The sequence below is a fragment of the Streptomyces africanus genome (assembly GCF_030816955.1).
Taxonomy (GTDB): domain Bacteria; phylum Actinomycetota; class Actinomycetes; order Streptomycetales; family Streptomycetaceae; genus Streptomyces; species Streptomyces africanus.
In genome coordinates this window covers 6,316,458-6,328,582 of sequence record NZ_JAUSYP010000001.1, presented here as the reverse complement: position 1 = coordinate 6,328,582, position 12,125 = coordinate 6,316,458, and the positions used below count along the sequence as shown (strand labels likewise).

Sequence of the window (12,125 nt, the reverse complement as noted above, 5' to 3'; positions counted from 1 at the left end):
AAGAAGCGAAGTGGCTGTACACATTCGTCCGCACCACCCCAGGAGCCCCGCATGACCGCACTTCCGCAGGAGCGTCGCGTCGTCACCGTCATTCCCGGACCGAAGTCGCAGGAGTTGCAGGCCCGCCGTACCGCCGCGGTCGCGCAGGGTGTGGGGTCCGTGCTGCCCGTGTTCACGGCGCGGGCCGGGGGCGGGATCATCGAGGACGTCGACGGGAACCGGCTGATCGACTTCGGGTCGGGCATCGCCGTGACCTCCGTCGGCGCCTCCGCCGAGGCCGTCGTACGCCGGGCGTCCGCGCAGCTCGCCGACTTCACCCACACCTGTTTCATGGTCACGCCGTACGAGGGGTACGTCGAGGTCGCCGAGGCGCTCGCCGAGCTGACCCCGGGTGACCACGCCAAGAAGAGCGCGCTGTTCAACTCCGGCGCCGAGGCCGTCGAGAACGCCGTGAAGATCGCGCGGTCGTACACGAAGCGGCAGGCCGTCGTGGTGTTCGACCACGGCTACCACGGGCGGACCAACCTGACCATGGCGCTGACGTCCAAGAACATGCCGTACAAGCACGGCTTCGGGCCGTTCGCGCCCGAGGTGTACCGCGTGCCCGTGGCGTACGGCTACCGCTGGCCGACCGGCCCCGAGAACGCCGGTCCCGAGGCCGCCGCGCAGGCCATCGACCAGATCAGCAAGCAGGTCGGCGCGGAGAACGTCGCCGCGATCATCATCGAGCCGGTGCTCGGCGAGGGCGGTTTCATCGAGCCGGCCAAGGGCTTCCTGCCGGCGATCCGCCAGTTCGCCTCCGACCACGGCATCGTCTTCGTCGCCGACGAGATCCAGTCCGGCTTCTGCCGTACGGGGCAGTGGTTCGCGTGCGAGGACGAGGGGGTCGTCCCTGATCTGATCACCACGGCTAAGGGCATCGCCGGCGGTCTGCCGCTCGCCGCCGTGACCGGGCGCGCCGAGATCATGGACGCCGCGCACGCCGGCGGTCTGGGCGGCACCTACGGCGGCAACCCGGTCGCCTGCGCGGGCGCCCTGGGCGCGATCGAGACGATGAAGGAGCTCGACCTCAACGCCCGGGCGAAGCACATCGAGGCCGTGATGAAGACGCGCCTTTCCGCCATGCAGGACAAGTTCGAGGTCATCGGCGACGTCCGTGGCCGGGGCGCGATGATCGCCATCGAGCTGGTCAAGGACCGTACGACGAAGGAGCCCCACCCCGAGGCGACCGCCGCGCTCGCCAAGGCCTGCCACGCCGAGGGCCTGCTGGTCCTGACCTGTGGCACCTACGGCAATGTCCTCCGCTTCCTGCCCCCGCTGGTGATCGGCGAGGACCTGCTGAACGAGGGCCTCGACATCATCGAGCAGGCCTTCTCCCGCATCTGACGTCGGCAGAGCACGCAGAGCGTGTGAAGAAGGTGTGCGAGGTGGATGACAGCCGGCCCTACGGCCTGTCCTGCGCCCAGCCCCTGTCGTAGGTTCTACCCAGATGAGAGATACACCCCGCCCACAGGGGACTGTGGGTGACATCAGGCCGAGGCCTCCCCAGCTTCGACCTGGTCGTGCCCTCGCGCACACAACCGGAGCCTGAGGCTCTGGATCTCCTCACCGATCGGACAGTCGCCCGCCCCAAACCCCCCGGGGCGCGCGACGTTCCGGTCCGGACGGCCGCCCCGGAACTCCCCCCCTGTTCCGGGGCGGCCGACCTCCATTTCCGGGCGTCTCACAGATGTCCGAGCCCGGCGGGCAGTGCCGGCTCCGCGCGGTGTATCCCGCGCGGGCGATATCCCAGGACGTCCGCGAGCCCGACGAGATCCGCGAGCAGCCAGACGATGGCGAGCCACATCTCCGTGCCCTGGAGGCCGGGTTCACGGCCCGGGCCGGTGCCGTCGGGCGTGGGGCCGAAGGGGAAGCCCCGGCCCGGGTGCCAGTGGCGCAGGGCCGCGGTGAGCTGGGCCGACGCCCAGGAACGGGCCTCCTCGGCGCGGTGGGTGGTCTGCCGGGCGCAGAGCCACAACGGGTGGATCACGTCCAGGACGTTGCAGGCGTTCTCCCGGCCGGGTGAGAAGTGGCGGGGGTCGCGCGCGTGGTCGAGAACCGTGTCGATCACCCGCTCCGCGTACGGCACGGGCAGGCCGAACTGGGCGAAGGAGCCGCGGGTGAGCCGGTAGTAGCCGTTGACCATCTGGAGGCGCCCCGACTCGGGGGTGGGCGCGCCCCACATGCCCGTCCAGGGGTCGGCGTGGGTGTGCAGCCAGCCGAACAGCGCCTCCAGCGCCCCGGGTGCCGCGGCCTCCGTACCGAGGCGCCGGTTCCAGTGCGCGGCGGTGGCCCAGGAGTCGACCCACGCCCCGGCGTGCCAGGCACGGTCGTGCCAGGGCAGCTCGGCCAGGTGCCCGACCAGGCGGTCCGCCGTGGTGGTACGCACCGAGTGGACCGGGTGGGCGAAGCAACTGCCGAGCAGGTCCAGCGCGTAGCCCACGCACAGCACGTGATACGCCGAGGCCCCGTCCTCCGGCAGCCCGGCCGGGCCGGGGACCGGCGGTGCCGCGCCGAACTCGGGGACCAGTCCGGTGGCGGGGTCCTGGAGCGCACGCAGCCGGGCCGCGTGCTCGGCGGGGGGGCAGGTGGGGCGGTGCTTCCCCGAGCAGCAGCGCGGCGATCTCGACGGCGTCGCAGTGTGCCCGCACGGTCGGCTCGGCACCGGGCCGGTCGACGTACCGGCCGGCGTCGGGCTGCCAGCAGCGGTCGAGCAGGCCGGCGGCCTGCGCGGGGGCGTCGGTGACGAACGCGGACAGGTCAGACGCCACACCACCCGGCACCGCGTCGCGCGACGCCCCCACGCGCCCACCCGCCCCACGCGGCTCCCGACGGTCGCGTATCCGGCGGGCCGGATTGCCGGCCGCCACCGTCCACGCGGGCAGGTCCTTCGTGACGACCGCGCCGGCGCCGATGACGCAGTGGTCGCCGATGGTGACGCCGTCCACGACGACCACGTGGGAGCCGATCCACACATCGTCGCCGACCGTGATCCCGGCGCTGGTGACGGGCTGCTGATGGACCGGCAGGTCGGGCGAGGACCCGTGGTTGAAGCCGAGCAGCGAACTGTGGGCGCCGATGCGCACCCCGTTCCCGAGGGTGACGGTGCCGCGCACCACGGTGAAGGGGTTGATCGTGCAGTCGGCGCCGGTGCGTATCTCGCCGGTGACGTAGGCGTGGGCCGCGATGTACGAGCGGTCGCCCAGGGACAGATGCTCCGGGTACACGGCGGCCGTCTCCGCGACGAAGCAGCTCTCACCGAGCCGTACGGACGCCGCGCCCGGCCCCGCCCCGGCTCCCGCCCCCGCTCCCCCGAGCAGCCGCTTCTGCCGCTGCTCCTGTGCCGCCCGCTGCCCCGCCGTCGCCTGCTCGGCGAAGAGCCATGGGCAATGGTCGAAGAGGCCGTCGTCGTCGTTCGCCGGCTGGTTCACGTGATCCTCCACTGGGGTCGCGCGGGTGGACAGTGGACATCCGTGCCCGTGCCAAGCTGGTTCCCATGCCGATCTCCGGGGACCAGGATCTCGACAAGTCCGCCACCGCGCAGCACCCGCGCTTCCCGATTCTCCTGCTCGGCATCCCCGCGCTCCTCTTCGCCCTGATCACGTGGCAGGTCGTCGCGGAGGGGCCGCTCGTCCGTCTCGACGAGCGCGTCAGCCGCGGCCTCCTCCACCCGGACGGTCTCGCCGAGTTCCTCTCCGACCTCGGCAACGTCCAGGTCGCGCTCCCGGTCCTCGCCGTCGCCCTCGGATACGTCGCTCTACGGACCCGCGGCACGGACCGCTGGTGGCTGCCCGTCACCGCCGCGGTCCTCCTCATGGCGCTGGTTCCGGCACTGATCGTCCCGCTCAAGGAACTCACGGACCGCCCGGGCACCCCGGCCGTCCCGCCCGGCACCGGCTACTACCCCTCGGGCCACACCGCCACGGCCGCCATCGCCTACGGCAGCGCGACCCTGCTCCTGCTCCCGCGACTCGGCACGCCCCTCGCCCGCCGCACCCTCGTCACCGCCTGCCTGGCCCTCGTACTCGGCGTGAGCTACGGCCTGGTCCGCCATGGCTACCACTGGCCCCTGGACGTGATGGCCAGCTGGTGCCTGTGCGCGGTGCTGCTGTCGTCGCTGTGGCTGTTCCTCAGGCGCGCCCGGCGTCGGACGACACCACCCGAGCAACTCCGGTAGGCCCTAACCGTCGTGCTCCGTGGCCGGCCCCGCCGCCGCCTCGTGCATCGCCAGTTCCAGCAGAGCCGGGTCCGTCAGGGTGCCCGAGCCGTCCGGGGGGACGAGCCAGCGGACGCCGCCGGGTGAGGAACGGCCCGGGTACGGCACGACGATCCAGGTGCCGGCGCCCGCCGTGCGGATGCCGGTGCCGAGCCAGCGGGCCGCGGTGCCCGGCGGCACGAAGAACCCCATGCGCGCGTCGCCGAAGTCGACGAGCACGGGGCCCGGCTGGTCGAGGACGCGGCTGAGCACGTCGAGCGTGGCGTAGCCGAGTTCGCCGGGCAGGATGAGCACGTCCCAGGCGCTGCCGGCCGGCAGCAGCGCGACCCCGAGCGGGTTGCGTTCCCACTCCCGGCGGCAGGCCTCGGGATCGGGTGCGACGGATGCGAGCCACTCGACCGCCGTCTTCGCACCGGTCATCAGGAAGACCTCCTTCTCACTCGTGAACCTCGCGAACGCGTGGGGCGTCCTGAGGGCGTCACGAGGGAGAGGGAGGTCTCCTCGCGGTCATTACGCGGGTTGTGGCCCCTCGTTGGAGTGAACCGTCTCACACCCGGCTGGTTCAGCTGTCGAAACCCAGCCCCAGCCGGTCCATCGTGCGCAGCCACAGGTTGCGGCGGCCGCCCTGGGCGTCCGCGCGGGCCAGGGACCACTTGGTGAGGGCGATGCCCGTCCAGGCGAAGGGTTCCGGCGGGAACGGCAGCGGCTTCTTGCGGACCATCTCCAGCTCGGTGCGCTCCGTGCGCTCCCCCGCCAGCAGGTCCAGCATCACTTCGGCGCCGAAACGCGTCGCACCGACGCCCAGGCCCGTGTAGCCCGCCGCGTACGCGACCTTCCGCTGGTGCGCGGTGCCGAAGAACGCCGAGAAGCGGGAGCAGGTGTCGATCGCGCCGCCCCAGGCGTGGGTGAAGCGGACGCCCTCCAGTTGCGGGAAGCAGGTGAAGAAGTGCCCGGCGAGCTTGGCGTAGGTCTCGGGGCGGTCGTCGTACTCGGCGCGGACGCGGCCCCCGTAGGGGTAGACCGCGTCGTAGCCGCCCCAGAGGATCCGGTTGTCGGCGGACAGGCGGAAGTAGTGGAACTGGTTGGCGCTGTCCCCGAGGCCCTGGCGGTTCTTCCAGCCGATCGAGGCCAGCTGGGCGGGGGTGAGCGGCTCGGTCATCAGGGCGTAGTCGTAGACCGGGACGGTGTACGAGCGGACCCGTCGGACCAGGTTCGGGAAGATGTTCGTGCCGAGGGCGACCTGGCGGGCGCGGACCCGGCCGTAGGGGGTGCGTACGGCCATGCCGGCGCCGTACGGCTTCAGGGTGAGGGCGGGGGTGTGCTCGTAGACGCGGACGCCCAGCTCGACGCAGGCCCGCTTCAGGCCCCAGGCGAGCTTCGCGGGGTGCAGCATGGCCACGCCCCTGCGGTCCCACAGGCCGGCCTGGAAGGTGGGTGAGTTCACCTGTTCCCGGACCGCCTCGGTGTCCAGGAACTCGATGCCCTCGGCGAGGCCCCGGCGGGCCGTCTGCTCGTGCCAGTCGCGCAGTTCCGCCGCCTGGTAGGGCTCTGTGGCGACGTCGATCTCGCCTGTGCGTTCGAAGTCGCAGTCGAGGGAGTACCGGGCGACCGCCGCCTCGATCGCGTCGAGGTTGCGGGCGCCCAGTTCCTGGAGCTTGTGGATCTCGCCGGGCCAGCGGGCGAGGCCGTTGGGCAGGCCGTGGGTGAGGGAGGCGGCGCAGAATCCGCCGTTGCGGCCGGAGGCGGCCCAGCCCGCCTCGCGGCCCTCCACCAGCACCACGTCCCGCTGCGGCTGGCGTTCCTTGGCGATCAGCGCCGTCCACAGTCCGCTGTAGCCGCCGCCGACGACCAGCAGATCGCAGGTCTCGGAGGTGGTGAGGGCGGGTTCGGGGCGGGGCCGGCCGGGGTCGTCCAGCCAGTACGGGAGGGGCTGGGCTTCGGAAAGCGAACGAATCCACGTGTTCCGCTGGTTCATGGCGCTCGGGGCCATGATGTCAACTCCCTACGGTCATGCCTTTTGTCTGTTGCGGCGATTACCGACGGCCATGGAGGCCAGGACGAGCAGGACGGCGACGACGAACATGGTCGTGCCGATGACATTGATCTGAACGGGTGTTCCGCGCTGCGCCGAGCCCCAGACGAACATGGGGAAGGTGACGGTCGAGCCGGCGTTGAAATTGGTGATGATGAAGTCGTCGAAGGAGAGGGCGAAGGCGAGCAGGGCGCCCGCCGCGATGCCCGGCGCCGCGATCGGCAGGGTGACCCGGACGAAGGTCTGGAACGGGCCCGCGTACAGGTCCCGTGCCGCCTCCTCCAGTTTCGGGTCCATCGACATCACGCGCGCTTTGACGGCCGTGACCACGAAACTCAGGCAGAACATGATGTGCGCGATGAGGATCGTCCAGAAGCCGAGCTGGGCGCCCATGTTGAGGAACAGGGTGAGCAGGGAGGCGGCCATGACCACCTCGGGCATCGCCATCGGCAGGAAGATCAGCGAGTTCACGGCGCCGCGGGCGCGGAACCGGTAGCGGACCAGTGCGAAGGCGATGAGCGTGCCGAGGAGGGTGGCGCCGAGGGTCGCCCAGAACGCGAGCTGGAGGCTGACCGACAGTGAGCCGCACAGATCGGAGACGCCGCACGGGTCTTTCCAGGCGTCCAGGGAGAACTGCTGCCATTGGTAGTTGAAGCGCCCCTTCGGTTTGTTGAAGGAGAACACCGTGACGATGACGTTCGGCAGGAGCAGATAGCCGAGCGTGAGCAGTCCCGCGATGACGACGAGATTTCTTTTCAGCCAATTGACGAAGGGCATTTAGACCAGATCCTCCGTCCCGGACCGGCGGATGTAGAGGGTGACCATGAGGAGAATGGCCGCCATGAGAATGAAGGAGAGTGCCGCGGCGGTCGGATAGTCGAGCACTCTGAGGAACTGCGTCTGGATGACGTTGCCGACCATGCGGGTGTCCGTGGAGCCGAGGAGGTCGGCGTTGACGTAGTCGCCGGCCGCCGGGATGAAGGTCAGCAGCGTGCCGGAGACGACACCCGGCATCGACAGCGGGAAGGTGACCTTGCGGAAGGTCGTCCAGGGCCGCGCGTACAGATCACCGGCGGCCTCGTGGAGCCGACCGTCGATGCGCTCCAGCGAGGTGTAGAGCGGCAGGATCATGAACGGCAGGAAGTTGTACGTCAGTCCGCACACCACCGCGAGCGGTGTGGCCAGGACGCGGTCGCCGGCGGTCCAGCCGAGCCAGTCGGTGACGTCCAGGACGTGCAGCGTGTCGAGCGCGCCGACGAGCGGGCCGCCGTCCGCGAGGATCGTCTTCCAGGCCAGGGTGCGGATCAGGAAGCTGGTGAAGAACGGCGCGATCACCAGGATCATGATCAGGTTCCGCCAGCGGCCCGCCCGGAAGGCGATCAGATATGCGAGCGGATAGCCGAGCAGGAGGCACAGGATCGTCGCGGTGCCCGCGTAGAGCACCGAGCGGACGAACTGCGGCCAGTACGCGGACAGCGCGTCCCAGTACGTGGCGAAGTGCCAGGTGACCTTGTAGCCCTCCTCCAGGGAGCCCGTCTGCACGGACGTGGAGGCCTGGTAGATCATCGGCAGCGCGAAGAAGACCACCAGCCAGAGGATGCCGGGGAGCAGCAGCCAGTACGGCGTCCAGCGGCCCCTGCGCTTCGGGGGTTTCGGCTCGGGCGCTTCCGGCGCGAGCGGGGGTGGCGCCTCGGTGAGTGTCGACATCAGGCCGCCTCTTCCACTCCGGCATCGGCGTCCTGGGCGGCGTCCAGGCCGAAGGTGTGGGCCGGGTTCCAGTGCAGGACGACCTCGGCGCCGGGCACGAGCCGCGGGTCGCGGTCGATGTTCTGGGCGTAGACCTCGAAGTCGGAGCAGACCGGGCTGTCGACGACGTACTGCGTCGAGACGCCGATGAAGCTGGAGTCGGCGATCTTCCCGGTGATGCGGTTGCGGCCCTCGGGTATCTCGCCGGCGTCGTCCGCGTGGGTGAGGGAGATCTTCTCCGGGCGGACGCCGACCAGGACCTTGCCGCCGGTGGCCGCGGGGGCGGAACACCGCGCCTCGGGCAGGACGAGCTTGCCGCCGCCCGCCTTCAGCACGATCTCCCCGCCGGTCTTCGAGTCGACCTCGGCCTCGATGAAGTTCGAGGTGCCGAGGAAGTTCGCGACGAACGTGGTGCGCGGGTTCTCGTAGAGGTCGGCCGGCGAGCCGAGCTGCTCGACGCGGCCCGCGTTCATCACGGCGACCGTGTCGGCCATGGTCATGGCCTCCTCCTGGTCGTGCGTGACGTGGATGAAGGTGATACCGACCTCGGTCTGGATGCGCTTGAGCTCGAGCTGCATCTGACGGCGCAGCTTGAGGTCGAGGGCGCCGAGCGGCTCGTCGAGGAGGAGCACCTTGGGGTGGTTGATCAGCGCGCGGGCCACGGCGACGCGCTGCTGCTGGCCGCCGGAGAGCTGGTGCGGCTTCTTTCGGGCCTGCTCGCCGAGCTGGACGAGGTCGAGCATCTCCTCGACCTGCTTCTTCACCGATCTCAGGCCGCGCCGGCGCAGGCCGAAGGCGACGTTCTCGAAGATGTCGAGGTGCGGGAAGAGGGCGTAGGACTGGAAGACCGTGTTCACGGGCCGCTTGTACGGCGGGAGCGCGGTGACGTCCTGGCCGCCCAGCGACACGGTCCCGGAGGAAGGTTCCTCCAGACCGGCGATCATGCGCAGGGTGGTGGTCTTGCCGCAGCCGGAGGCGCCGAGCAGGGCGAAGAAGGAGCCCTGCGGCACGGTCAGGTCGAGCGGATGGACGGCGGTGAAGGCGCCGTAGGTCTTGGCTATGCCCGTGAGGCGGACGTCACCGGTGGGGTCTGTCTGGTTCGTCATCTTGGGTCACGCCCCCGTCAGCTTCGCGAACTTCTCTTCGAACTCGGTCTCTTCCTTCGAGCTCAGCGAGCGGAAGGCGTGCGACTTGGCGGCCATGGCCTTGTCGGGGATGATCAGCGGGTTGTTGGCCGCGTCCTCGTCGATCTTCGCCAGTTCGGCCTTGACGCCGTCGACGGGGCACACGTAGTTGATGTACGCGGCGAGTTCGGCGGCCGGTTTCGGCTCGTAGTAGTAGTCGATGAGCCGCTCGGCGTTCGTCTTGTGACGGGCTTTGTTGGGGATCAGCAGGTTGTCGGTCGACGTCATGTAGCCGCTGTCCGGGATGAGGAAGTCGATGTCGGGGCTGTCCGCCTTGAGCTGGACCACGTCACCGGCCCAGGCGACACAGGCCGCGAAGTCGCCGCTGGTCAGGTCCGAGGTGTAGTCGTTGCCGGTGAAGCGTCGGATCTGGCCCTTGTCGACGGCCTTCTGGAGCCGGGCGATCGCCGCGTCGTAGTCGTCGGCGGTGAAGTGCGCCGGGTCCTTTCCCATGTCGAGCAGCGTCATCCCGACGCTGTCGCGCATCTCCGACAGGAACCCGACCCGGCCCTTGAGCTTGGGGTTGTCCAGCAGATCGGACAGCGACGTCACCTCGACGCCGTCGAGGGCCTTCTTGTTGTACGCGATGACGGTCGAGATGCCCTGCCAGACGTACGAGTAGGCGCGGCCCGGGTCCCAGTCGGGGCTGCGGAACTGGGCCGACAGGTTGGCGTAGGCGTGCGGCAGGTTGGCCGGGTCGAGTTTCTGCACCCAGCCCAGGCGGATGAGGCGTCCGGCCAGCCAGTCGGTGAGGACGATCAGGTCCCGGCCGGTGTCCTGGCCCGCCGCGAGCTGCGGCTTGATCTTGCCGAAGAACTCGTTGTTGTCGTTGATGTCCTCGGTGTACTTGACCTTGACGCCGGTGCGTTGGGTGAACTCCTCCAGCGTCGGGTGGTGCTTGCCGCTGTCGTCGACGTCCATGTACTCGGTCCAGTTGGAGAAGCTCACGGTCTTCTCCTTGGCCGAGTGGTCCTCTGCGGAGACGCCGCCCTGCGACCGACCCGCCGCCGGGATGCCGCAGGCGCTCAGCGTCCCGATGCCGCCGGCCGCCAGCGCCCCGCCCGCGGAGGCGCGCAGCAGCGACCGCCGGGTGAGGGCGGCCCTGCCGTTGGTGAAACTGCGCCGCATGGCGGCCACTTGGGCCGGGGACAGGCGGTCGGGCTCGTACTGCTCCATGCGCGTGGTGCCCTTTCGGAGGGTGGACGGCCGTTGGTCAGGCGGCCTGCAAACGACTATCGGTCCCCGAAGACAGTGCGGTGCCAGTCCTTCGCGGCCACCGCGGTGTTGTCGAACATGACGTGTTTGATCTGGGTGTACTCCTCGAACGAGTACGCGGACATGTCCTTGCCGCAGCCGGAGGCCTTGTAGCCGCCGTGCGGCATCTCGCTGATGATCGGGATGTGGTCGTTGACCCACACACAGCCCGCCTCGATCTCGCGCGTGGCCCGGTTCGCCCGGTACACGTCCCGGCTCCACGCAGAGGCGGCCAGCCCGTACGGGGTGTCGTTGGCGAGCGCGATGCCCTCGTCGTCGGTGTCGAACGGCAGCACGACCAGGACCGGCCCGAAGATCTCGGACTGGACGACCTCGCTGTCCTGGGCGGCGTCGGCGATGAGGGTGGGCCGGTAGTAGGCGCCCTTGGCCAGCTCGCCCCCTGGTGCCGCTCCGCCGGTCACCACGCGCGCGTAGGAACGCGCCCGGTCGACGAAACCGGCGACCCGGTCGCGCTGGACGTGCGAGATGAGCGGGCCGAGGTCGGTGCCGGCGGCGAAGGGGTCGCCGAGCCGGACGGTCTCCATGAGCGCCGCCGTCCGCTCCACGAAGGCGTCGTACAGCGGCCGTTGCACGTACGCGCGCGTGGCGGCCGTGCAGTCCTGCCCGGTGTTGATGAGCGCGCCGGCGACCGCGCCGTGGGCGGCGGCCTCCAGGTCGGCGTCGTCGAAGACCACGAAGGGCGCCTTGCCGCCGAGCTCCAGGTGGAGGCGCTTGACGGTGGCGGTGGCGATCTCGGCGACGCGCTTGCCGACGGCGGTGGAGCCGGTGAAGGAGGTCATGGCCACGTCGGGGTGGCCGACGAGGTGCTCACCGGCCTCCCGGCCGGTGCCGGTGACGATGTTGATCACGCCGTCCGGGATCCCGGCGTCCGTGGCCGCCTGGGCGAACAGCAGCGAGGTCAGCGGGGTGAGCTCGGCGGGCTTGAGGACGATGGTGTTGCCCGCCGCGATCGCCGGCAGGACCTTCCAGGCGGCCATCTGGAGGGGGTAGTTCCAGGGCGCGACGGAGCCGACGGCACCGATGGGCTCGCGCCGGACGTACGAGGTGTGGTCCCCGGAGTACTCACCGGCTGACTGACCCTGGAGCAGCCGTGCGGCACCGGCGAAGAAGGCGGTGTTGTCGATCGTCCCGGGGACGTCGAACTCCCTGCTCAGCTTCAGCGGCTTGCCGCACTGGAGCGACTCGGCGCGGGCGAAGTCCTCGGCGCGGTCGGCCAGGACCGCGGCGAACCGGTGCAGGGCGTCGGAACGCTCGCCGGGCGTGGCCGCGGCCCAGCCCGGGAAGGCCTCGCGGGCGGCTGCGACGGCCCGGTCGACGTCGGCCGTGCCCGCCAGGTCGTAACGGAGCACCTCCTCGCCCGACGCCGGGTCGACGACCGCGTGCGTGCGGCCGGAGGTACCGCGGGTCAGGCGCCCGGCGATGTACTGCGCGCCCTGCGCGAAGCGCTCCTCGGCCGGGAATCGGTCCGCGGTGGCGTTGCCCGGGTTGTGCATGTCGCTCTCCTCCGTGTCCCCGTGGTGGGGCCGGCGTGGCTCAGGCTCGATTTGAGTGCCGATCCTGACAGAGGTATGGCACGCCAACAAGGGATTCCGTTGTTGATTTTTGGTTACGCGACGGAATCTGTCGGCCAGGT

Annotated in this window: 9 protein-coding genes and 2 pseudogenes; 3 read left to right on the top strand and 8 right to left on the bottom strand. The window is 70.4% G+C overall.

Annotated elements, in window-relative coordinates:
- Window positions 1–51: 51 nt before the first annotated feature.
- Both gabT and QF034_RS41585 read left to right on the top strand, forming a co-directional pair.
- A complete protein-coding gene (gabT, locus tag QF034_RS29505) occupies window positions 52–1,386 on the top strand; it encodes a 4-aminobutyrate--2-oxoglutarate transaminase (RefSeq protein ID WP_307177746.1) in 1,335 nt (444 codons plus the stop codon).
- A 103-nt stretch (window positions 1,387–1,489) separates the two neighbouring features.
- A pseudogene (locus QF034_RS41585) lies at window positions 1,490–1,713 on the top strand (phosphatase PAP2 family protein); the annotation flags it as partial.
- Between the two features lie 10 nt (window positions 1,714–1,723).
- Here QF034_RS41585 and QF034_RS29500 read toward each other — a convergent pair.
- Window positions 1,724–3,470: pseudogene (locus QF034_RS29500) on the bottom strand (acyltransferase).
- 65 nt (window positions 3,471–3,535) lie between these two features.
- Between QF034_RS29500 and QF034_RS29495 the strand changes: the two are divergent.
- A complete protein-coding gene (locus tag QF034_RS29495) occupies window positions 3,536–4,216 on the top strand; it encodes a phosphatase PAP2 family protein (RefSeq protein WP_307177745.1) in 681 nt (226 codons plus the stop codon).
- A 3-nt stretch (window positions 4,217–4,219) separates the two neighbouring features.
- Here QF034_RS29495 and QF034_RS29490 read toward each other — a convergent pair whose 3' ends face one another.
- The 7 genes from QF034_RS29490 to QF034_RS29460 form a co-directional block, all read right to left on the bottom strand.
- Window positions 4,220–4,675, bottom strand: coding sequence for a bifunctional DNA primase/polymerase (locus QF034_RS29490; protein ID WP_307177744.1), 456 nt, complete (start codon window positions 4,673–4,675; stop codon window positions 4,220–4,222).
- Window positions 4,676–4,817: 142 nt separating this feature from the next.
- On the bottom strand, window positions 4,818–6,245 hold the full coding sequence (locus QF034_RS29485; protein ID WP_307177743.1) for an NAD(P)/FAD-dependent oxidoreductase: 1,428 nt from the start codon (window positions 6,243–6,245) through the stop codon (window positions 4,818–4,820).
- Window positions 6,246–6,263: 18 nt separating this feature from the next.
- Window positions 6,264–7,064 (bottom strand): ABC transporter permease, encoded by an 801-nt coding sequence (locus QF034_RS29480; protein WP_307177742.1) that lies wholly within the window; start codon window positions 7,062–7,064, stop codon window positions 6,264–6,266.
- On the bottom strand, window positions 7,065–7,994 hold the full coding sequence (locus QF034_RS29475; RefSeq protein ID WP_307177741.1) for an ABC transporter permease: 930 nt from the start codon (window positions 7,992–7,994) through the stop codon (window positions 7,065–7,067).
- The gene (locus QF034_RS29470; protein ID WP_307177740.1) at window positions 7,994–9,139 is read right to left on the bottom strand and encodes an ABC transporter ATP-binding protein; all 1,146 of its coding nucleotides are present in this window, start codon (window positions 9,137–9,139) and stop codon (window positions 7,994–7,996) included. The genes QF034_RS29475 and QF034_RS29470 overlap by 1 nt, the downstream gene beginning before the upstream one ends.
- Before the next feature lie 6 nt (window positions 9,140–9,145).
- Window positions 9,146–10,393, bottom strand: a complete 1,248-nt coding sequence (locus QF034_RS29465) for a polyamine ABC transporter substrate-binding protein (RefSeq protein ID WP_307177739.1) — start codon at window positions 10,391–10,393, stop codon at window positions 9,146–9,148.
- Window positions 10,394–10,449: 56 nt separating this feature from the next.
- Window positions 10,450–11,985: a gamma-aminobutyraldehyde dehydrogenase gene (locus QF034_RS29460; protein ID WP_307177738.1), complete on the bottom strand. Its 1,536-nt coding sequence runs from the start codon at window positions 11,983–11,985 to the stop codon at window positions 10,450–10,452.
- Window positions 11,986–12,125: the final 140 nt, after the last annotated feature.